This window comes from Parathalassolituus penaei, assembly GCF_026626885.1.
GTDB classification, from domain to species: Bacteria; Pseudomonadota; Gammaproteobacteria; order Pseudomonadales; family Oceanobacteraceae; genus Oceanobacter; species Oceanobacter penaei.
The window spans coordinates 126203-147096 of the sequence record NZ_JAPNOA010000025.1; the positions used below are offsets into that span (position 1 = coordinate 126203).

Annotated in this window: 19 protein-coding genes; 10 read left to right on the forward strand and 9 right to left on the reverse strand. The window is 56.9% G+C overall.

Annotated features, from left to right (window positions below):
* Positions 1 to 98: 98 nt before the first annotated feature.
* The 5 genes from OUO13_RS08815 to argE form a co-directional block, all read right to left on the reverse strand.
* Positions 99 to 395: a type II toxin-antitoxin system RelE family toxin gene (locus tag OUO13_RS08815; protein WP_283173504.1), complete on the reverse strand. Its 297-nt coding sequence runs from the start codon at positions 393 to 395 to the stop codon at positions 99 to 101.
* Entirely contained in the window at positions 385 to 633 is a 249-nt protein-coding gene (locus tag OUO13_RS08820; protein WP_283173505.1) for a type II toxin-antitoxin system Phd/YefM family antitoxin, read from the reverse strand. Before OUO13_RS08820 ends, OUO13_RS08815 begins: the two co-directional genes overlap by 11 nt.
* Before the next feature lie 110 nt (positions 634 to 743).
* A complete protein-coding gene (locus OUO13_RS08825) occupies positions 744 to 1532 on the reverse strand; it encodes a spermidine synthase (RefSeq protein ID WP_283173506.1) in 789 nt (262 codons plus the stop codon).
* 26 nt (positions 1533 to 1558) lie between these two features.
* Positions 1559 to 2863 carry an amino-acid N-acetyltransferase gene (gene argA / locus OUO13_RS08830; RefSeq protein WP_283173507.1) on the reverse strand — a complete coding sequence of 435 codons (1305 nt, stop codon included), beginning with the start codon at positions 2861 to 2863 and terminating at the stop codon, positions 1559 to 1561.
* A 25-nt stretch (positions 2864 to 2888) separates the two neighbouring features.
* Positions 2889 to 4073, reverse strand: a complete 1185-nt coding sequence (argE, locus tag OUO13_RS08835; protein WP_283173508.1) for an acetylornithine deacetylase — start codon at positions 4071 to 4073, stop codon at positions 2889 to 2891.
* 53 nt (positions 4074 to 4126) lie between these two features.
* Here argE and OUO13_RS08840 point away from each other — a divergent pair, with 53 nt between their 5' ends.
* From OUO13_RS08840 to OUO13_RS08855, 4 genes are all read left to right on the forward strand, one after another.
* Positions 4127 to 5479: a CYTH domain-containing protein gene (locus tag OUO13_RS08840; protein ID WP_283173509.1), complete on the forward strand. Its 1353-nt coding sequence runs from the start codon at positions 4127 to 4129 to the stop codon at positions 5477 to 5479.
* A 15-nt stretch (positions 5480 to 5494) separates the two neighbouring features.
* A complete protein-coding gene (tfpB, locus tag OUO13_RS08845; protein ID WP_283173510.1) occupies positions 5495 to 7264 on the forward strand; it encodes a type IV pilus assembly ATPase TfpB in 1770 nt (589 codons plus the stop codon).
* Between the two features lie 187 nt (positions 7265 to 7451).
* Positions 7452 to 7946 (forward strand): 3'-5' exonuclease, encoded by a 495-nt coding sequence (locus OUO13_RS08850; protein WP_283173511.1) that lies wholly within the window; start codon positions 7452 to 7454, stop codon positions 7944 to 7946.
* A gap of 140 nt (positions 7947 to 8086) precedes the next feature.
* The gene (locus tag OUO13_RS08855; protein WP_283173512.1) at positions 8087 to 9715 is read left to right on the forward strand and encodes a coiled-coil domain-containing protein; all 1629 of its coding nucleotides are present in this window, start codon (positions 8087 to 8089) and stop codon (positions 9713 to 9715) included.
* Between the two features lie 91 nt (positions 9716 to 9806).
* On the opposite strand, the gene lpxL is transcribed toward OUO13_RS08855, so the two are convergent.
* From lpxL to hldE, 3 genes are all read right to left on the reverse strand, one after another.
* Positions 9807 to 10724, reverse strand: coding sequence for an LpxL/LpxP family Kdo(2)-lipid IV(A) lauroyl/palmitoleoyl acyltransferase (lpxL, locus tag OUO13_RS08860; RefSeq protein WP_283173513.1), 918 nt, complete (start codon positions 10722 to 10724; stop codon positions 9807 to 9809).
* Positions 10725 to 10788: 64 nt separating this feature from the next.
* Positions 10789 to 11757 carry an ADP-glyceromanno-heptose 6-epimerase gene (rfaD, locus tag OUO13_RS08865; RefSeq protein ID WP_283173514.1) on the reverse strand — a complete coding sequence of 323 codons (969 nt, stop codon included), beginning with the start codon at positions 11755 to 11757 and terminating at the stop codon, positions 10789 to 10791.
* The gene (hldE, locus tag OUO13_RS08870) at positions 11754 to 13202 is read right to left on the reverse strand and encodes a bifunctional D-glycero-beta-D-manno-heptose-7-phosphate kinase/D-glycero-beta-D-manno-heptose 1-phosphate adenylyltransferase HldE (protein WP_283173515.1); all 1449 of its coding nucleotides are present in this window, start codon (positions 13200 to 13202) and stop codon (positions 11754 to 11756) included. Before hldE ends, rfaD begins: the two co-directional genes overlap by 4 nt.
* A 96-nt stretch (positions 13203 to 13298) precedes the next feature.
* Here hldE and waaA point away from each other — a divergent pair, with 96 nt between their 5' ends.
* Positions 13299 to 14570, forward strand: coding sequence for a lipid IV(A) 3-deoxy-D-manno-octulosonic acid transferase (gene waaA / locus OUO13_RS08875; RefSeq protein WP_283173516.1), 1272 nt, complete (start codon positions 13299 to 13301; stop codon positions 14568 to 14570).
* A 119-nt stretch (positions 14571 to 14689) separates the two neighbouring features.
* Here the strand turns inward: waaA and OUO13_RS08880 are convergent, their stop codons facing one another.
* Positions 14690 to 16003, reverse strand: coding sequence for a TolC family outer membrane protein (locus tag OUO13_RS08880; RefSeq protein ID WP_283173517.1), 1314 nt, complete (start codon positions 16001 to 16003; stop codon positions 14690 to 14692).
* Between the two features lie 155 nt (positions 16004 to 16158).
* On the opposite strand from OUO13_RS08880, the gene OUO13_RS08885 reads away from it, so the two are divergent.
* The 5 genes from OUO13_RS08885 to parE all read left to right on the forward strand — a co-directional run bounded on the left by OUO13_RS08885 (position 16159) and on the right by parE (position 20893).
* Positions 16159 to 16782 carry an NUDIX domain-containing protein gene (locus tag OUO13_RS08885; protein ID WP_283173518.1) on the forward strand — a complete coding sequence of 208 codons (624 nt, stop codon included), beginning with the start codon at positions 16159 to 16161 and terminating at the stop codon, positions 16780 to 16782.
* Positions 16783 to 16891: 109 nt separating this feature from the next.
* On the forward strand, positions 16892 to 17305 hold the full coding sequence (locus OUO13_RS08890) for a DUF1249 domain-containing protein (RefSeq protein WP_283173547.1): 414 nt from the start codon (positions 16892 to 16894) through the stop codon (positions 17303 to 17305).
* 46 nt (positions 17306 to 17351) lie between these two features.
* Entirely contained in the window at positions 17352 to 18158 is an 807-nt protein-coding gene (gene cpdA / locus OUO13_RS08895; protein ID WP_283173519.1) for a 3',5'-cyclic-AMP phosphodiesterase, read from the forward strand.
* A gap of 32 nt (positions 18159 to 18190) precedes the next feature.
* Positions 18191 to 18784, forward strand: a complete 594-nt coding sequence (locus tag OUO13_RS08900; protein WP_283173520.1) for a YqiA/YcfP family alpha/beta fold hydrolase — start codon at positions 18191 to 18193, stop codon at positions 18782 to 18784.
* A gap of 81 nt (positions 18785 to 18865) precedes the next feature.
* Positions 18866 to 20893: a DNA topoisomerase IV subunit B gene (gene parE, locus OUO13_RS08905; RefSeq protein ID WP_283173521.1), complete on the forward strand. Its 2028-nt coding sequence runs from the start codon at positions 18866 to 18868 to the stop codon at positions 20891 to 20893.
* The last annotated feature ends 1 nt before the right edge of the window (position 20894 follow it).

A 20894-nucleotide genomic window follows, 5' to 3' on the forward strand; every position in this document is an offset into this window, starting at 1 on the left:
GCCAGCACCGGCAAGGCCAGTGTGGAGGCAGTTTTATTCCGGAGGCTGAGTCGCCTCTTGATGTGGCCGTTTTAGCACCGTAAGGCAGGCCGGATTGATCAGTCGTCCTTGTTGAGTCTCGACAAGGCGATGTCATAGACCTCATTGCGGTTGCGTTTGCCGACGGCAATGACGGTTACCGTGATCACATCATCCTGTACCGAATATACCAGGCGGTAGCCCAGCTGGCGCAGTTTGATCTTGTAGAGATTAGTGGCACCGGACATTGCCGCAGAGGGGACGTGCGGGTTGGCCAGCCGTTCGTGGAGTTTGTTCTTGAACTGTTCGCGGACGGTATGACCCAGCTTGTTCCACTCCTTGAGCGCCGATTTCTTGAACTCAAGGCTATAAGTCATCCAGTGACACCTTCACGGACTCCTCGTTTGTTCGTTCCTTGACCAGCTTCAACAGCTCGGCATCGTCGATCAGCTCCATCAGCGCTTCATAGGCTTGAGCCGGGACGCAATAAAATGCCGGTTCGTTGCGATTCAGTACGGCAATCGGCATACCGTCACCACTGGCGACAACCTTCATCGGGTTGGCTTTTAACTCGGAAATACTGGCAGCGATCTCGGTCAGAATCTGGTGTGTCATCAAATAACCCTCAAAAGACCTGTTAACAGGTCTTAGTTTAGATCTTCTGATAGCGTGAGGCGAGTGTAAAGATGGAGCGTTGGGCAGTGAGTTAAAAGGGTTTAATCCGCTCACCCGCCGTAATGTTTGAGAAACGGCCGTGCGACTTGCCAGAGGTTAAACCCGGCGCGTTCGCTCCAGAGCTGGGCCTGTTCACGAATGGTACGGGAGTCGGCTAACGGTCGTTCGCCTGGGGCGGGTTTACGCGCCCAGATGATCCAGTTGCCGTCTTTGGTGGTGTTGTGGAGCAGGGTCGGGAAGCGCACCTTGAGCTGGTTGAGCCAGTCGCCGTGTTCGCGATGTTCGCGCCACAGGTTCAGCACCAGCCAGCCGCCGGGGGCGAGGTGGCGATGACAGCGGTCGAGGAACTGTTCGTGTAACTGTTGCTGGTCGAGTCCGGTAGACAGGTACAGGTCGCTGATCAGCCATTGGCATTGGCGGTCGGCGTGGGTTTCCAGATACAGCCCGGCATCCATAAAGGTCAGTTGCAGGCGTGGGTCGCGTGGCAGGCCAAAATACTGGCGGGCAACGCGGCCAACCGCTTCGCGCAGATCAACGGCGTTGATCTGCGCTTGTGGTAACCAGTCGAGCAGCGAGCGCGCCATGCTGCCGCCACCGAGGCCGAGCAGGGTGATCTGCTGCGGTGCCTGTTCCACGTGGAACAGGGTCAGCAGGGCGGCCATTGCACGGCTGTAGTCGTGTTGCAGCTGCGCCGGTTTGCTTTTCAGCAGGCAGCTTTGTTCGTCCGTGGTGCCAAAACTCAGGTAACGCTTGTTGCCGTCATCAAAGACCTGAATCAGGCCCCAGGAGTCGTAACAGCGGTGAATTTCATTTGCGGGGACAAACCAGTCGGCCGCCATACTCTGTTTCCTTGCCGGGCTATGGGTTACAGGCCTTTAAAAAAGACCTTGGAGTTTCGCTGGTAGTTATACAGCTTCTGGCGTTCTTCCGGCAGGTCGGTGACTTCGCCAGCCACAAAGCCCTGTTCGATAAACCAGTGCGCGGTACGGGTGGTCAGAACAAACAGCTGTTTGTAGTGGCGACGCCGGGCTTCCTGTTCGATCTGCTCCAGCAGCATGGTGCCACGATGGCCACGACGGTAATCCGGGTGTACAGCAACGCAGGCCAGTTCGGCGCGGTCGTCGGAGTACGGATACAGCGCCGCACAGGCGGTGATCATGCCGTCGCGCTCAATCACGTTAAAGCGGTGGATTTCGTTTTCCAGCAGCTCTCGCGAACGACGCACCAGAATGCCTTCGTCTTCCAGCGGTTTGAGCAGGGCCAGAATGCCGGAAACGTCGTCGATACGGGCCGGACGCAACTGGTCGTACGGGTCCTGGGTCACCAGGGTGCCAGTACCTTCGCGGGTGAAGAGTTCTTCCAGCAGGGCGCCGTCCTGGGCGTAACTGACCAGATGCACACGGGACACACCGGATTTCACGGCTCTCAGCGCCAGCTCGGCGTGGCAACGGGCTTCGCCTTCCATACGCTGGATGTCCTGGGCCAACATGCCGCAGGTGACTTCGTGTTCGGTATGGCCGTCTTCATCGAGAATGCCGCCGTTCTGACCCAGCAGGATCAGTTTGTCGGCCTTGAGGCTGAGGGCGGTTTGCAGCGCCACATCTTCAACCGCGAGGTTAAAGACTTCCCCTGAAGGTGAATAACCCAGACATGACAACAGCACGGTGTTGCCACTCTGCAGCAGGTCGGCAATCACCTGATGGTCGATACGACGCACTTCACCGGTGTGCTGGAAGTCGATGCCGTCGATCACACCCAGCGGTTTGGCGGTAATGAAGTTGCCGCTCAGTACGCGCAGACGGGCACCGTGCATCGGGGAGTTTGGCAAACCGACCGACATGCGTGATTCGATATCGGCTTTGACGTAACCCACAGCGGCTTTTACGGCGGTCAGGGCATTGCTGTCGGTGATGCGCAGGTCGTTATGAAAACGGCTGCGTACACCGAGGGTGCGCAGGGCGGCATCAATTTGTGGACGTGCGCCATGCACCAGCACCAGGCGTACACCGAGGCTGTTGAGCAGGGCGATGTCCTGCACCACGTTGTTGAAGTTGTCATCGCTGATGGCGTCGCCATCAAACATCAACACGAAGGTTTTGCCCCGGTGAGCATTAATGTAGGGGGATGACTGGCGGAACCATTGCACGTAGGCGGTGGTGTCGGTGGTCAATGAGTGATCCTCGTCTGGACGCTCGTTAGGCGCTCGGGGTTACACAAAAACGGTCAATCAGGTTACAGAGCAGTTCGATGCAGGGCTCGATCTGATCATGGGCCAGGTATTCGTCGACCTGGTGGGCCTGGTCAATACTGCCAGGGCCCAACACCAGGGTTTCCATTCCCAGTTGCTGCAGGAACGGTGCTTCGGTGGCAAACGCCACGGCTTCACTGCTGAAGCCGGTCAGGCGCTCGGCGACCTGCACCAGATCACTGCTGGCCGGCGTTTCAAATGGGTCGATACCGGGGAAGTGGCTGTACATCTCGAAGCCCACTTCGTTCTGGGCGGCAATGGGATTAACACGACGGCGGATTTCGTCGCGCAGCTCGTCGTTGCTCATGCCCGGCAGTGGGCGCAGGTCGAACGCCAGTTCACAGGAACCACAAATGCGGTTGGGGTTGTCACCACCGTGGATGCAGCCGAAGTTCATGGTAGGCACCGATACCGAGAACAGTGGGTTCTGGTATTTGGCCGCCAGTTCACGCCGCAGGTTTTTCAGCTCGCCCAACACGTCATGCATCGCATCGAGACTGTTGATGCCCAGCGCCGGGTTGGAAGAGTGCCCGGCCTTGCCGGTCAGGCGTATGCTTTCCATGATGATGCCCTTGTGCATACGAATCGGCCGCAGGCTGGTCGGTTCGCCGACCACGGCGTAACGACCGCGAGGTTTGCCCATCGCTGCCAGCGCACGGGCGCCACTCATGGAGCTTTCTTCGTCGGCGGTGGCCAGCACCATGATCGGCTGTTGCAGATCACTGGCTTCGTAACGCGCTACGGCCTGTAACACGAGGGCAAAAAAGCCTTTCATGTCGCAGGTGCCAAGGCCGTAAAAGCGGTTATCGCGGTTGCTGAGGGTGAACGGGTCGGAGCTCCAGCGTTCCGGATTACAGGGCACGGTGTCGGTGTGACCACTGAGCACCAGGCCGCCGCTGCCGCGGCCAAGGGTGGCCAGCAGGTTGGCTTTGCCGGGATGTCCGACAACAGGCAGAATCTCGACAGCAAAACCGAGGTCGCCGAACCAGTTGGCGAGCAGCTCGATAACGGCCAGATTGCTCTGGTCGTATTCGGGTAAAACCGAGCTGATACTGTTGCGGCTGATAAGGGCCGCGAGGGCTTCTTCTACAGAAGGCACAAAGCCCCCAACTTTCTTGACAGAACTGGACATGATTCAAAGACCTTGTGCTTGCGCAACCCAACGGGGCTTATGAGAATACCGCCATGACTTATGAAATCGAACTGAAGCTGCGTTTTGATCCCGCCCAGGCCGACATTCTGGCCGCTGCTATCGGGGCTCGGGCTCAGGCCGTCCGTCAGTCGCGACTCAACAATACCTATTATGATACACCGGACGGCCGCCTTTCGGCCGCTGGCTGTGCCCTGCGGATTCGCCAGAAAGGCCCTAACAGCTGGGAACAGACGCTCAAAACCCGTGGCCAGAGCCTCGGCGGTTTGCAACAGCGTCGCGAATGGAACTGGCCATTACAGCGCAACGCGCTGGATTTCGGATTACTCAACTCCCCGGAAGTTCAGGAACACTGGCCAGTCAGTGTGGATACCAGCGCGCTGGTGCCACTGTTCAGCACCGGCTTCCAGCGTCATGCCTGGATCTGGGAAATGGGCAGCAGCAAGGCCGAAGTGGTGATGGACCGGGGGGTGGTGCGCGCCGGTGATCTGACCACGCCGTTGTGTGAAGTGGAACTGGAGCTGCTGGAAGGTGATGCCGAAGTCCTGTGGTGGATGGCGTCGTCGCTGTGCAGTTCGGTGCCGCTGTGGCTGAGTGATATTTCCAAGGCCGAACGCGGTTTCCGTCTGGTCGGGCTTGGCAAACGCTGGCAGCCGTCCCTGAGTGCGCTCTTGGGGCCAAAAGCCGAGCAGGACATGCAGAAGCATGGTTTTGGCTCACCTCTGGCGCTGGCCGAAAGTTTCCGTTTTATGAAGCGGGCGTTAGAAGACAGTCTGTGGGAACAGCAATTTGCGGATGCCGGGCTGGCACTGGAATACATTCTGGCCTTCTTCACGCTGGCAACGGCGAACCCGGCTAACGTCAGCAGTTTGCCACGGGTGGCGCTGATGCAGCCGCTGTTAACCCTGTCCTGTGCCTGCGCGGTGGCGGCGGCCAGTCCGGGTAACGAGCAGGCGCGCCGTAACGCTGAACAACAGATCCACGAATTACGCTCCCAGGCCGCTCTGGCCCAGCAACTGCTGGCACTGGCGGAATGGATGTGGCAACAGGCGGTCGCGGCTGCTCCGGCTACTGTGATCGCGGTTGAGCAGATGCTCGAACGTATGCGTCCGGAAATCCGTCGTCTGGGTGAAAACGCCTGGCTGGATGGCCCGCAGAATCTGGTGTTCCTGGCGTTACTGGCACCGTGGCTGGACGACAGTCTGCATGGCCCGGCACGTGATGCCCGTGAGCAGTTTGCGGCGCAGTTGCTGCAAACCGGTCTGCGTCAGGCCGGTATGCCGCTCAACGATGCCCAGCAGCATCAACAGGCTTTAATGGAACGTCACCAGCGTCTGGTGGCAGCGGTTGAAAACCTGCTCGCCAGCGATTCTTTTTCTGATACCTGATCAAGGGATGTAAGTATGCAGGCCGTAGCTGATCGTCATCTGACCCTGTCCTCGTTGCTGGAAGAACTGCGCAAGGGCGGGTTGTTATCGGAAGCTGAATATCAGCAAGGCCTTAATATTCGCCGCCAGCAATCGGAAGTGAACCTGCATCCGATTGCAATTCTGGCGCGTCAGAATTTTCACGATGCCCGTGACCCGGTGCGTCTGCTCAGTGAAGACCAGATCTGTGAGTGGCTGGCGCAGCAGCACCAGCTGCGCAGTTATGTGATGGACCCGCTGGAAATCGACGTACCTGCCATCACCGAAGTGATGTCATACCAGTTTGCCGAACGTCATCGTATTCTGGCGGTAAAAGTCACCAAGGACGAAGTGCTGGTCGCCACTGCTGAACCCTGGGTAACCGGCTGGGTCGCCGACCTATCCCATGTCACACGCCGTATCATCAAACGGGTACTGATGTCGCCCACCGACATTGAACGTTACCGGGTTGAGTTTTATCAGCTGGCGACTTCGGTCAGTCGTGCCAGCTCGCGTCACAATGGCAATACCTCGGTGCAGAACCTGGAAGCCATGGTGGAGCTGGGCAAGGCACGAGCGCCGGATGCCAACGATGAACACATCGTTAATATCGTCGACTGGCTGCTGCAGTACGCCTTCGACCAGCGCGCCAGTGATATTCACATCGAACCTCGGCGTGAACACTCCCATGTGCGTTTCCGTATCGACGGCGTGTTGCACAACGTCTACGAATTACCGGCGCAGGTCGGTCTGGCAGTGGTTGCGCGTCTGAAGTCACTCGGGCGTATGAACGTTGCTGAGAAACGTCGGCCGCAGGACAGTCGTCTGAAAACCAAATCGCCGTCCGGCCAGGAAGTGGAATTACGTCTTTCCACCATGCCAACCGCATTTGGTGAAAAGATGGTGATGCGTATTTTTGACCCGCAGGTACTGGTACGGACCTTCACCGAACTGGGATTCAGCAAGGAAGATCAGCGTCGTTGGCAACAGATGACCCGTAACAATCACGGTATCATCTTTGTGACGGGCCCGACTGGTTCCGGTAAAACCACTACCCTGTATTCCACCCTCAAGCTGCTGGCGACCCCTGAGGTGAACGTTTCGACCATCGAAGACCCGATCGAGATGGTCGAGGCATCGTTTAACCAGATGCAGGTGAACCCGGCGATTGAGCTGTCGTTTGCATCCGGTGTGCGTTCGTTACTGCGTCAGGACCCGGACATCATCATGGTGGGTGAGGTACGTGACCTCGAAACCGCAGAAATCGCCGTGCAGGCAGCCCTTACCGGCCACCTGGTGTTATCAACCTTGCATACCAACGATGCACCGTCGGCTTTTACCCGTCTGCAAGAGCTGGGGCTGCCAGCCTATCTGATCCGTTCCAGTGTGTTGGGGGTAATGGCCCAGCGTCTGGTGCGAACTCTGTGCCCACACTGCAAGAAGAAAGAAAAAACCGATGAACATGCCTGGAAACAGCTGACGGCGCCGTGGCTGGTGAAAACACCGGAGCATGTATTCAACGCGGTCGGTTGTCTGGAGTGCCGTGGCACCGGTTACATGGGCCGTATGGGGATCTATGAAGTGATGCCGATGAGTGAAAGCCTGGAGCCTCTGATTCACGAACAGACCGACCACACCCGCCTGCGTCAGGCCGCCATGAAAGAAGGCATGCACAGTCTGCGTCTGAGTGGTGCCCACAAGGTGGCGGCTGGTATGACCACGCTGGAGGAGGTTATGCGAGTAGCGCCAATGATCCGCACCAACTGACACATTTCTGTAACACCCGGCAGTTAAACAGCAGGCGAGAAATTCGGGAACCTTTTTGGCCTGCTGCTGTCAATTCCACCTCTGTGGCATATTGGCCGCATTGCTTACAATGATCATGGAGCGAGCAGGCAACACCCGCTACAATGTCAGGCTTAATCATGAATGGCCATTCCACAGGAGTGCCTGCGTGCACAAACCCGTTCCACCCATCATCGATCTTGAAGCATCCGGATTCGGATCAGGCAGTTATCCTATCGAAATCGGATATGCCCTCGAAGACCGCGTGGTGTATTCATGCCTGGTAAAGCCAGCACAACGCTGGACCCACTGGAGTGATGAGGCGGAATCCATTCATGGTATTTCTCGGGACATGCTGGCACGGGATGGTCTGACCGTGCGTGAAGTCGCGTTGCGTCTGAATGAAGCCCTGCGTGGTAAAACCCTGTTTTCGGATGCCTGGAGTTTCGACAGCTCATGGCTCGGACGTCTGTTCGATGAAGCGGAACTGGTTCAGCGTTTTCGCCTCGATACCATCAATCGTTTGCTGACTCCTGAACAGATGGAGATCTGGCACGACACCAAAAAAAGTCTGTGGCAAGAGCTGGATATCACCCGTCATCGCGCTGCCAATGACGTACGTGTGTTGCAGGAAACCTATCTGCGTGTGACACGTAACACCTGATCTCTGCCTACCGGTTAGCGTTCTTTTCAGCCGTTTATGCCGTCTGCCCTGCGTCTACTGGCCTTGACTATTAAAGGCAGATACAGTGTAAGGCTTCCGCTACAGTGCCTTTGATACGAGTGTAAATGGAGTAACTACTAATGGAAGTGGTCACGCTGGTTGGACTGATCGTGCAGTTGGTCACCCTCGGGTTGCTGTATACCCTTATGTCACGGATGAAAAAGCAACAGCCAGAGATTGAAGCGCAGCAACAGCAAGCATTGGAAGCCCTGTTCAAACGTATCGACGAGCAACTTGAGAACGTTGCCATCGACGTCAAGGACCACGCCGAAGTAGCGTTTGGTCAGCTTAATCGCGAAACTGAATCCCTGCAGGAAACCCTCGCCGATGTTGCCGAATCTTCAGGCAAGGCACTGGCGCTACAGGAGCTGGCTTTCAGCGAAGCCACTACTGGTAATACTCGTATTCAGGATATGTTGTCTGATAACTCCCGTCGTCAGCAAAAACTGACCCAGGATTTGATCAGCAGTACTGAACAAACCTTCCGTGATACCAGCGCAGGTGTTGAAAGCAGCATTCGTGGCTTGCTGGAAAAACACGACAAGGCTCTGGTCAGCCTTGGCGAATCTTCTCAACGCATGCTGAGCAGCGTCACTGCTCACTTCAATAACCTGGGGAACGACACCGCTGCCCTCAAGAAAGCGGCAGCGGCTCTGCTGAACCATAACAAGGGTGTTGAAGAACAGCTGCGCAGCAAGCTGGAAGGCGCATTGGAACCGATAAAAGCAGAATTGCAGACCGCCAATGAGTTGTCACAGGCGATTCTCGACAACAGCAAACACATTGAACCTCTGACAGAATCGGTTTACGCCCAGCAGCGTCATCTGCAGGTGATTCGTGATAACACCAGTGGCCTGATCGAAGCTCATGTGTCGCTGCAAAACCACACCGAGCGCCTGCAAGCCCTGCAGGAACTGACCACCGCTATCCAGCAGCATCTGGAAGAGCTGGGTGCGCGTCAGTTGACGGCGGCTGATTTTGAAGCTCAGCAACATGCTCTCAGTGAGTCTCTGGATGATATTGCTGCCATCATGCAGCCACTCCTGAGCATCGACAGTATGGAGCCTGCAGGCGGTGTAAGCCTTGACGGACAGGCATTGGTTGCTGACTTTGAATCCCGTTACAACAGTCTGCTGGACGACCTTAATGAACGTTATCAGACCTTGCTGATTCAGGGCCAGGCACTGGAAGCCAGCCTTGATGCCGCCCAGACCACGCTCTATACCGAGCTGGATTCCGTACGCGCAGCACAGGTCAAAGCGAACCAGCAAAACCAGGATCTACAACGTTTGCTGGGCCTGCTGCGTCTGCAGCAAACCGCTCTGATGTCAGCTCCTGCTACTCTGGCGCGTCAGCTGGAGGATCAGAATGGTCAGCTGCGTATCGAAACCGATGATCAGGTGCAGTACCTGAGTGGCTACCGTCTGGATGCTGTAGAGAACCGCCATACTGGTGAATTTATCCGTTTCAGTTATGGCCAGGATGGTCGTCGTTTACAGGCCGAAACCCTCTACAACGGCCAGCTGCGTTATCGTATGCAGCTGAATCCGCAAGGTGGCCCGCTGATGGCCAGCGAGTTTGATCACAACGGCCGCGAGCTGGTGCAGTACCAGTACGACAGCGCCGGTAATGTGACCAGCAAGCGTGAGCTGTTGTACGATGCCAGTGGTATGCCGGTGGGCTCCACCGATACCAGCATGGTGTCGTAAGGCTCCTCCATCCAAATACAAAGAATAAAAAAGGCCTGCATCTGCAGGCCTTTTTTATTCTTTCTTATTGCCGGTTGGTGATCTGCGCCGCTTATTTGCGGCGATAGATACTGCCACTTTTCTGGGTGGCGTCCGGGCTGGTTTTGAAGCGTTTGTGCAACCACAGGTACTGGGTTGGATGCTGACGCAACTGGCTTTCGATAAAGGCGTTGGCCATACGGGCATCTTCCACATCGTCACCGCTCGGAATTGGCAGCGGTTCGTGGATGGTGATGTCGTAACCTGAGTTGTCGTCCCGGCGGAAGTAGGTCATTGGCATCACCAGCGCATCACCGGCTTTGGCAATCCGCGAGGTGGCGGTAATGGTCGCCGCGGGCACTCCGAAGAAATCCACAAACACACTGTTTTTGCGGCCGAGATCCTGATCCTGGGCGTACCAGAGGATTTCGCCATTTTTCAGGCAGCGGATAAACGACCGGATGTCCTTACGGGAGAAACAGGCGGTGTAGAGCTTTTCACGGCCGGTTTGCATAAACCAGTTCATCACCGGGTTGTCCTGTGGACGGTAACTGATATTGGCTGGCATTTTTGTCACAAACAGCGCTCCGGCCAGATCCAGCATCGAGTAGTGCGCACCCAGCAGCAACACCCCTTTGCCCTGACGACGGGCTTCTTCCAGCCGTTCAAAGCCGTAGAAGCGGGTCTTGTTCACCAGCCAGTGTGGGTCGCGGAACCAGCCAATCAGGGTTTCCATCAGGCCGATACCGTTGTCGATAAAGGTCTGACGCACCATGGCTTCACGTTCAGCGGGCGATTTTTCCGGGAAGCAGAGTTCAAAGTTCACCTGGGCGACATGACGACGGCTTTTGCCCAGACGATACAGAACCAGTCCCAGTACCTTGCCGATGGCCAGTTGCAGGCGCCATGGCAGGCGGGTGATCAGTAACAGGAATCCCAGTCCGAGCCAGGTTGGCCAGTGTTTGGGATGAAGTAGTGCTTTTGGTGGCATTGCGATTGGTCTTTGCTAATTGTCGGAAGTCAGCCGTTACCCTGGCGGGTAACGGCGATGGCAATCAGGCGTTCAGCACGTCCAGATACAGGCTGACACCGGTGGCCACATCGGCAAATGGCTGGTCATAACCGGCTGCACGCAGTTTGCTGATATCGGCTTCGGTAAAGCTCTGGTAAGCGCCTTTCAGGTGCTGCGGGAACGGCACGTATTCCTTGCTGGCGGCGGTGCCGCGGCTGGAATGCCAGGCCAGAACGGCATCGGCAACGTCGTTGAAGCTCTGGCAACGACCAGTACCGAGGTTAAAAATGCCACTCTGGTCCGGGTTGGCCCAGAACCACAGGTTAACCTTCACCACGTCACCAACGTACACGAAGTCACGGCGCTGTTCGCCGTCGGCGTAACCATCACAACCACCGAACAGTTTGCAGATGCCACCGTCCTTGATCTGGTTGTTGAAGTGGAACGCTACCGATGCCATGGAGCCTTTGTGCTGCTCGCGTGGGCCGTAAACGTTGAAATAACGGAAACCCACGACCTGACTCTGGAACAGGTGTGGCTGGCGTTCCTGCAGCTGGCGCACGTACTGGTCAAACTGCCACTTGGAGTAGCCGTATACGTTCAGAGGCTTTTCGTGGGAGCGCTCTTCCTTGAACACCGCACTGCCACCGTAGGTTGCAGCGCTGGAGGCGTACAGGAACGGAATCTGTTCGGTCAGGCAGGCGTGCAGCAGGATCTTGGAGTATTCGTAGTTGTTTTCCATCATGTACTTGCCGTCCCACTCGGTGGTGGAGGAACAAGCGCCTTCGTGGAAAATCACTTCAACGTCGTCGAGGATGCCATCGTCCAGCTGCACCCGGCGGATGAAGTCATCCTTGTCGAGGTAGTCGGCGATGTCACAGTCGGACAGGTTGTAGAACTTCTTACCGTCGGTCAGATCATCAACCACGAGGATGTCGGTACGACCCTGGGCATTGAGGGCCTTGACGATGTTGCTGCCGATAAAGCCGGCACCGCCGGTCACAATGATCATGCATTTTCTCCTGTCGCGCTGTCGCTTTGCAGAATCTTTTTCACAATGGCACTGGTGGAACAGTTGTCCTTGAAGCTGAGGACAATCACCTGGCCGCCCGCGGCCTGCACACACTGGCCGCCAGCAATCTGGTCGATACGGTAATCACCACCTTTCACCAGAATATCCGGCAGCAGGCGGCAGATCAGACGTTCCGGGGTGTCTTCCACAAACGGCACCACCCAGTCGACGCTTTCCAGACCGGCCAGCACCGCCATACGGTGATCCAGCGGGTTGATCGGACGGGTTGGGCCTTTCAGGCGCGACACTGACTCATCGGAGTTCACGGCCACCAGCAAACGGTCACCGAGTGCCTTGGCTTCTTTCAGATATTGCACATGGCCCGGGTGGATAATGTCGAAACAGCCGTTGGTCATCACCAGGGTTTCACCACGGGCACGGGCTTCCTGCACCAGCAGGTAAAGGCTGTCTTCATCAAATACACCGGCGCCGGAATGACTGCCGATCCGCAGTTCGGAGCGCAGCTCTTCGGTAGTAACGGTGGCGGTACCCAGTTTGCCCACCACAATACCGGCGGCGGTGTTGGCCAGCACGGTCGCCTGTTGCAGGCTGGTGCCTGCGGCCAGGGCGGCAGCCAGTACCGAAATCACGGTATCGCCAGCACCGGTCACGTCGTAAACCTCACGGGCACGGGTCGGCAGGTGGAAGGCATCCTTGTCGCGTTCGATCAGGGTCATGCCTTTTTCGCTGCGGGTGACCAGTACGGCGTCGAGGTCGTAGTCCTGAATCAGGGTACGGCCTTTGGCCACCAGGGTTTCGTCATCACCACAGGCGCCGACCACGGCTTCAAATTCACCCAGGTTCGGGGTCAGCAGGGTAGCGCCACGGTAACGTTCAAAATCGGTGCCTTTCGGATCAATCAGAACCGGCACGTTGTGGCGACGGGCACTGCTGATCAGGCGTTGCGGATTGCTGAGCGCACCCTTGCCGTAGTCCGACAGAATCACCACCCCGGTGCCAGCCAGCTGCTCGTCGTACTGCTGGTACAGCGAGGTCATATCGGTGCTGTGAAAGGCTTCTTCGAAATCGAGGCGAATCAGCTGTTGCTGACGGCTGATGATGCGCAGTTTGGTGATAGTCGGGTGCTGCGGGTGTTGCAGAAAATGACAGTTGACGCCGGTATCCTGCAGCAGGGAATTCAGCTGGCGGCCGTTGTCGTCGTTGCCGGTAATACCAAACAGACGGACAGCTGCGCCCAGGGTAGCGATGTTCAGAGCCACGTTACCGGCACCACCGGCGCGTGTTTCGTCATCCTGGATTCGGACCACCGGCACCGGCGCTTCCGGAGAAATACGGGAGGTCGGTCCTTGCCAGTAGCGGTCGAGCATCACATCGCCAAAAACCAGCACATTGGCACGGTGAAAATCGGGGAGAGTTACATCCATCGTTGGTCTGTAAATAGTGGCCAAAAAGAGCGCAGAGTCTAGCACAGGGGCCATTGTGCTACTATGCGACCCATGTCAGACCCGGGGCCTGTTCAAGTGGTTCGATTTTTCTATTCGCTGTTATTAACCCTGTTATTGCCGGTTTTCCTGCTGCGTATGTGGTGGCGTGGTCGAGTGAATCCCGCCTATCGCCAGCGTCTGGGCGAGCGTTTCGGGCTGCTCAGGCAACGACCAGCGAGCGGTGGCATCTGGATTCATGCGGTATCGGTGGGTGAAACCCTGGCGGCACTGCCGCTGATTCGTGCCCTGCAGCGCCAGCATCCGGAATTGCCATTACTGATCACCACGACCACGCCAACCGGTTCCGAACAGGTTCGGCGTCTGTTGGGTGACAGCGTCTGGCACCAGTATTTACCCTGGGATCTGCCCTGGCTGCTGGGGCCATTTCTGCGCAAGCTGCAACCGTCGTTACTGGTGATTATGGAAACCGAGCTGTGGCCCAATCTGATTGCAGGCTGCCAGCAACGAGGCATTCCGGTGATGTTGGCCAATGCCCGCCTGTCGGCCCGTTCCGCTCGTGGTTATCAGAAATTTGCCGCCCTGACGGCACCGATGCTGGCTGGGCTGGACTGTGTGGCCTGTCAGAACAGTACCGATGGCCAGCGTTTTCGTCAGCTGGGTCTGACACAGCAGCAATTACACATCACCGGCAGCATCAAGTTTGATGTGGCGGTCAGCCCGGACTTGCCTGCCGAAGCGGCAGCCCTGCGCCAGCAGTGGGGCCGTGAGCGGCGGGTATTAACCCTCGCTTCCAGTCATGCCGGTGAAGATGAAGCCTTGCTGGAGCGTTTGCCGGCCTGGCAACAGCAGTTTCCGGACCTGTTACTGATGCTGGTGCCGCGCCATCCTGAACGCTTTGAGGTGGTGGTGAATACAGCGCGTTCGGCTGGTTTCCGGGTAGAGCGCCGCACCACTGCCAATCCGGCCAGCCTGCCACAGGCAGAGGTGTACGTGGCCGATACTATGGGTGAAATGATGCGCCTGTTAGCCGCCAGTGATCTGGTGGTGATGGGGGGCAGCCTGTTTGAGATTGGTGGCCATAATCCGATTGAGCCAGCGGCGCTGGGCAAACCCGTGCTGATGGGCCCGTATGGCTTTAACTTCGCCGATATCGTCCGCGATTTGCAGGCGGATGGTGCCTTGCAGCTCACTGCTCTCGACAGTCTGGCCGCGGATGTTGGCCGTTTGCTGGCGGATGCAGGGGCGCGCGAACAGATGGGAGAATGTGGACAGCAAGCCGTGGATCGCAGTCGTGGTGCTGTTGACCGTATGCTGGCGCTGGCCATGGGGCTGCGTAAGGCACGTTAATCGCGGTGTTCTGCGCTGTTCTTCTATGAAAATGGCAGCGGCGTAATACATCAAAAACAACAAGGCCGGTAAAAACCGGCCTTGTTGTGTGTGACAGAGAGGGTTCCGGAAGTGCCGGATTAACCCGCTAGCCAGGCGTTGAGCGCGTCGATATCGGTCTCGTTCAGAGTACCGGCATAGAACTTCAGGCTCAGCAGATTGATGATGTAGTCATAACGGGCGTTGGCGTAGTCACGCTCGGCGCTGTAGACGTTTTTCTGGGCGTTCAGCACTTCCACAATGTTACGGGTACCCACCTGATAACCGGTTTCGGTAGCGTCCATGGCACTGCGCGCGGAGGTGATGGCCTGTTTGCGGGCATCAATGTTTTGTACTGAGGTTTGCAGCTGACGGTACAGGCTGCGAATGCTCTGGCGCACCTGACGACGGTTGGATTCCAGCTGGTAATCCGCAGTGGCGTAATTCACCGCGGCCTGCTTGCTCTGGGCATAAATCGAACCACCGGCCAGCAGCGGAACGGATACGTTCACGCCAACAGTGGTGACTTCAGCATCGTAGACATTCGGGTAGCTGGAGGTCGGAGCGTTGTCACCGGTGGTGTAACTGGCCCCCAGACTGACGGTCGGCAGGTGACGGGCACGGGCGGCATCACGCTGTTGGCCAACGGTCTGCTTCTGGATCATGGCCATTTGCACGCCAGGGTATTTCTCCAGGCCAGTGTTAACCCAGTCATCCACATTGGCAGGTTCCGGCATCAGCATTGGCAGGTTTTCGCGCAGGCTCGACAGGTTGTCGTAACGCTGGCCCGTCAGGGTTTCCAGCGCTTCGTAACTGATGTCCAGAGCGGCTTGCAGGGACAGCAGGTTAACCTTGGTGAGGTCGTAACTGGCCTGGGCTTCCTGCACTTCGGTAATGGCGATCAGGCCCACATCAAAACGCTGTTTGGTCTGTTCCAGAGAGCGTTTTACCGCCTTTTCTTCGGCTTCGGCGGTGGTCAGGTTTTCCTGGGCTCGCAGCACATTAAAGTAGGCCTGGGCGGTGCTCAGCAGCAGTTGCTGTTCGGACAGTTGCAGTTGCAGGTCGTAACCCTGATCGGCGGTTTTGGCAGCTTGCCAGGTGTACCAGCTGTTCAGATTGAACAGGGTCTGGGAAGCACTCAGTTGCAGGCTGCCCAGTTCGTAATTGTTGTTAACATCGGTACTGCCGAAGTGGGCATCCGCATTGATGCTGGTATAGCTGTACTGGGCCTGAGCCTGTGGCAACAGGGCACTGCGGGCAATATCGGTATTGTAACGAGTGGATTCACGAGTGCTGCGAGCGGCGGCAATATCGGCATCGTTACTGGCTGCCTGACGATAGATGGTGCTAAGGTCGGTGGCGAATGAGCTGGAGGAGGCCAGGGCAATGGCGGTAAGCAAAAGCAGTTTCTTCATGGCTTGACCTGTGCTGCGTTTCTGAAAGTGTCGTTGTCACGGAGTCTATCAGAAAAGACCGGACCTCCCGTGGCGGCATTGTACGCACGGTGTGAACAGTGAGTACATGATGTGAACAATCAATATTCTTATTCAGTAATATAGATGGGTCAAGCATGGAACAGGACAACCTGACTTTCGGCCAGAACGATGTGATTGTGGAAAACCGCGAAACCCTGTTTCAGGGCTTCTTCCGGATTGATCGCATTACCCTGCGCCACCGTACCTTTGCGGGTGACTGGACCGGCAGTTTTACCCGCGAGTTGTTCGAGCGTGGTGAAGCGGTCTGTGTCATGCTGTATGACCCGGCGCTGGACGATCTGATTTTCACTGAGCAATTTCGTATAGGGGTTGCAGGATCGGAACAATCACCGTGGCTGACCGAGCTGGTCGCTGGATGTGTCGAGGAAGGTGAAAGTTACGAAGACGTTGCCCATCGGGAAACCCTTGAGGAAGCGGGGTGCAGCGTTCAGGAGCTGGTACCGATTTGCCGTTATTGGGTGTCCCCGGGTGGCACCAGTGAACGGGTACAGCTTTACTGTGGCTTGCTGGATAGCCGCGGTGTTGAAGGACTTCATGGCCTCGCCGAGGAAAACGAGGATATTCGCCTGCGTCGAATGGGCTTTGATAGCGCCTGGCAGGCTCTTGAGGAGGGATCCATTAACAACGCAGCCACCATCATTGCCTTGCAGTGGCTGAAAATTAACCGAGATAACCTGAGGTCACGTTGGCAGGCCTGAGGCTGCTCACTGACCGATGAGCTGCAATACCATGCTGATCCGTCGCAAACTGCACGTTCCCGACCTGTCATTGCTGGCATCCCTGAGTGCCGCGAATTATGCTCGTCTGATGAAACTGACCCGCAACCAGGAAACCGGGAGTCTCCGGGTTTTCAGGGTGAGGAATGGCTCGCAACCGGGGCAGACAATCTCGGTTAGAATTGAGGCAGATCATAAATACACCACTATGCTGAAATTATGTCATGAGCACGACCAGCCAGGCTGGTTGGGGCGACACGAGCTGCAGGTACGCATGTACCATGATGCTCGTATGGCAGAGGTGGTGGGGTACCAGAACGTAAGGGTAGTGGACGGACGATTCCCGTATCCGAACCCGTCGATGTTACAGCCGGATGAGAAAACCCAGCTCAACCGCTTCTTATCCGATTGGCTGGAACATTGTTTGCGTTTTGGTCATATTGACAAGGAAGTCAATTTGCAGACCGATATTGCTGGTGCTGGAGAACCTCCAGCGAGCCTTTAAGCGGCGTGAGGAACCGGGTGTATCCCGACGAGAACAGGGGTGTTTTTTGTACAGTCTTGATACCGATACAACACTGAGACTGATCCAGATAACAGACACTCACCTGAGTGAGCTGGAAGGTGGTCATTTACTGGGCATGCAGACCCTGCATAGTCTGGTATGTGTGCTGGATCTGGTGCAGAAAAATCATGCCATTGTTGATGCCATGCTGGTTACAGGTGACCTGTCCCAGGATGGCAGTATCGAGTCCTATAAACGTTTGCAAGATGCGCTGGGCACGCTGCCGTATCCATCATTCTGGTTGCCGGGCAACCACGACGAACCTGATGCCATGGCCGTTGTAACCAGCGGAACCCGCCTTGAAGAACGCGTACTGCGCAGCCAGCACTGGCAAGTTGTGCTGCTGAACAGCCGTGTGGCAGGCAAGGTTTATGGTTTCCTCGAAGATTCCGAATTGCAGATCCTGCGTGATGCCCTCGCATCAGCCGATGGCCGTTATTCACTGATCTGTTTCCATCACCATCCGGTCGATATGCAATCACGCTGGATCGACCAGATTGGTATTCGTAATGCTGACGCCCTGATGGCCGTAGTGCAGCAGTATCCGCATGTGCGGGTGTTGTTGTGGGGCCATGTACATCAGGAAAGTGACCAGCTGCAAAACGGCATTCGTCTGCTGTCGACACCCTCTACCTGCGTGCAGTTTGAACCCCATACTGAGAATTTCAGTGTGGATTCAGTGGCTCCGGGTTATCGCTGGATTGACCTCCATAACGACGGCTCGATCAGCACCGGTGTAAATCGTGTGTGTGATATCGAGTTTGAAGTCGATTATTCGGTTAAGGGATACTGACAGCCCGATTCCCATCGTAGCTGGAGTATTCCGTGAGTTCCCAACCGATAGCCTGCCTTTATCTGCATGGTTTTCTGAGTTCACCTCTGTCCGGAAAAGCACAGGAAGTGCTGGCTTATTACCGTGAACAGGGCGCTGAAGACCGCATTCGTATCCCGGCGTTGCCGTTTGAACCCGAAACTGCCATTGCTTTGGCCGCGACCCAGCTGCAGGAACTGCAGCAGCAGTTTGGTGATGTATTGGTGATTGGCAGTTCCCTCGGTGGTTTTTACGCCACCTGGTTGGCTGACCAGTTTGCGATCAAGGCGGTGCTGGTCAATCCGGCTGTGCGCCCACACGAGCTGTTCCGTCATTACCTGGGCCCGGTAACTCACTATTACACCAATGACGTTCATCTGCTCGAAGAGCGTCATCTGCAACAGCTGTCAGCTATTGCTGTTACCAGCATCCGTTACCCGCAAAACCTGCTGGTGATGTTGCAAACCGGCGATGAAACCCTCGACTACCGTCATGCAGAAGAGCTGTATCAGGGTTGTGCGCTGGTGCTGGAAGAGGGTGGCAGCCACACCTTCGACGGGTTTATTGATCATATGGCCGCCATTCAGGCATTTGCGACCCGCGCTTGATCGCGGGTTAACGGATACCCCTCACACGGCTATACTCCGGCCAGAATGGCGAATTCCGAATACACAGTCTTTGAGGTCTACATGTCTGACACCAGCAAACCCGGTCAATACACAGCTTCGTCCATCGAGGTTCTGAGCGGGCTTGATCCGGTCCGCAAACGTCCGGGCATGTATACCGACACCACGCGCCCGAACCACCTGGCCCAGGAAGTGATCGACAACTCCGTCGACGAAGCGCTGGCGGGTCATGCCAGTCGTATCGACATCACCCTCCATGAAGACGGCTCCATGTCGGTGCTGGACGACGGTCGTGGTATGCCAACCGACGTACACCCGGTGCATGGTGTCAGCGGTGTGGAACTGATCCTGACCCAGCTGCACGCGGGCGGAAAATTCAACAACGACAACTACCAGTTCTCCGGCGGCCTGCACGGTGTGGGTGTGTCGGTGGTGAACGCCCTGTCGTTGTGGGTGGAAGTGACCATCTGGCGCGACGGCCAGGTGCAGCAGATCCGTTTCCGTGACGGTTATAAAGACAGCGAACTGACGGTGATCGACAGCTGTGCCAAGAAGAAGACCGGTACTCGTGTGCACTTTATGGCCGACCCGAAATACTTCGACTCACCACGTTATTCGGTGGTGCGCCTCAAGCACCTGCTACGGGCCAAAGCCGTTCTGTGTCCGGGCCTGCGGATTACCTTTACCGCGCCTGATCCGGCCGATAACGGCGAATGGTACTTTGAAGATGGCCTCAAGGATTACCTGACCAGCCACGCGGTTGACCTCGAAACCATCCCAGCCAGCCCGTTCTGCGGTGCCGTGGTGGGGAAAACCGAAGGTGTGGACTGGGCCGTGCACTGGCTGCCGGATGGCGGCGAGTTACTGCAGGAAAGTTACGTCAACCTGATTCCTACCGCCCAAGGCGGCACCCACGTTAACGGTTTCCGTTCCGGCCTGCTGGATGCCCTGCGTGAGTTCTGTGAGTTCCGCAACCTGTTACCCCGTGGCCTCAAGCTGACCCCGGAAGACCTGTGGGAGCGGTGCGCCTATGTGCTGTCGGCGAAACTGGCCGACCCGCAGTTTGCCGGTCAGACCAAGGAGCGTCTGTCGTCCCGCGAAGCCTCGGCGTTTATTTCCGGTATCGTTAAAGACGCCTTTGCCCTGTGGCTCAACGACAACGTTCAGGAAGCCGAAAAACTGGCCGAGATGGCCATCGCCAGCGCCCAGAACCGTCTGCGTCAGTCGAAAAAAGTCGCCCGTAAGAAGATTACCCAGGGCCCGGCACTGCCTGGCAAACTGGCTGACTGTACCAGTCAGGATAACCAGCGCACCGAGCTGTTCCTGGTGGAAGGTGACTCTGCCGGTGGTTCTGCCAAACAGGCCCGTGACCGCGAATTCCAGGCCATCATGCCGCTGCGTGGCAAGATTCTGAACACCTGGGAGGTGGATTCCGACCAGATTCTGGCCTCCCAGGAAGTCCACGACATTGCCATTGCGCTGGGCATCGATCCCGGTGCTACCGATCTCTCCGGTCTGCGTTACGGCAAGGTCTGTATCCTCGCCGACGCCGACTCCGACGGTCTGCACATCGCCACCCTGCTGTGTGCCTTGTTCCTGCGTCACTTCCCGGCGCTGGTGGAGCAGGGCCACGTCTATGTGGCGATGCCACCGTTGTACCGCATCGACCTTGGCAAGGAAGTGTATTACGCCCTCGATGAAGCCGAACGCATTGGCATTCTCGAACGTCTGGAAGCCGAGAAAAAACGCGGCAAGCCGAACGTTCAGCGCTTTAAGGGTCTGGGTGAAATGAACCCGCTGCAACTGCGCGAAACCACCATGGACCCCAACACCCGTCGTCTGGTGCAGCTGGTCATTGAATACCAGCAGGAAGTCGAGAATACGCTGGACGACGAACCCGAGTTGGTCGCTTCTGAACAGTTGTCAGAGGGTGAAAACGCCGCGCCTGTTGAAACCGGCGACAGCCTGGCGGCATCGCTGTCGGGCCATCAGCAGACCATGGAATTGATGGACATGCTGCTCGCCAAAAAACGCTCCGGCGACCGCAAGAACTGGCTCGAAAATCGCGGCAACGAAGCCGAACTGGTGTAAG

What these genes read in the sequence shown, in the direction of transcription:
- OUO13_RS08815 (WP_283173504.1), bottom strand. Translation starts at nt 395, where the DNA reads ATGACTTATAGCCTTGAGTTCAAGAAATCGGCGCTCAAGGAGTGGAAC.
- OUO13_RS08820 (WP_283173505.1), bottom strand. Translation starts at nt 633, where the DNA reads ATGACACACCAGATTCTGACCGAGATCGCTGCCAGTATTTCCGAGTTA.
- OUO13_RS08825 (WP_283173506.1), bottom strand. Translation starts at nt 1,532, where the DNA reads ATGGCGGCCGACTGGTTTGTCCCCGCAAATGAAATTCACCGCTGTTAC.
- argE (WP_283173508.1), bottom strand. Translation starts at nt 4,073, where the DNA reads ATGTCCAGTTCTGTCAAGAAAGTTGGGGGCTTTGTGCCTTCTGTAGAA.
- OUO13_RS08840 (WP_283173509.1), top strand. Translation starts at nt 4,127, where the DNA reads ATGACTTATGAAATCGAACTGAAGCTGCGTTTTGATCCCGCCCAGGCC.
- tfpB (WP_283173510.1), top strand. Translation starts at nt 5,495, where the DNA reads ATGCAGGCCGTAGCTGATCGTCATCTGACCCTGTCCTCGTTGCTGGAA.
- OUO13_RS08855 (WP_283173512.1), top strand. Translation starts at nt 8,087, where the DNA reads ATGGAAGTGGTCACGCTGGTTGGACTGATCGTGCAGTTGGTCACCCTC.
- lpxL (WP_283173513.1), bottom strand. Translation starts at nt 10,724, where the DNA reads ATGCCACCAAAAGCACTACTTCATCCCAAACACTGGCCAACCTGGCTC.
- rfaD (WP_283173514.1), bottom strand. Translation starts at nt 11,757, where the DNA reads ATGATCATTGTGACCGGCGGTGCCGGCTTTATCGGCAGCAACATCGTC.
- hldE (WP_283173515.1), bottom strand. Translation starts at nt 13,202, where the DNA reads ATGGATGTAACTCTCCCCGATTTTCACCGTGCCAATGTGCTGGTTTTT.
- OUO13_RS08880 (WP_283173517.1), bottom strand. Translation starts at nt 16,003, where the DNA reads ATGAAGAAACTGCTTTTGCTTACCGCCATTGCCCTGGCCTCCTCCAGC.
- OUO13_RS08885 (WP_283173518.1), top strand. Translation starts at nt 16,159, where the DNA reads ATGGAACAGGACAACCTGACTTTCGGCCAGAACGATGTGATTGTGGAA.
- OUO13_RS08890 (WP_283173547.1), top strand. Translation starts at nt 16,892, where the DNA reads ATGAAACTGACCCGCAACCAGGAAACCGGGAGTCTCCGGGTTTTCAGG.
- parE (WP_283173521.1), top strand. Translation starts at nt 18,866, where the DNA reads ATGTCTGACACCAGCAAACCCGGTCAATACACAGCTTCGTCCATCGAG.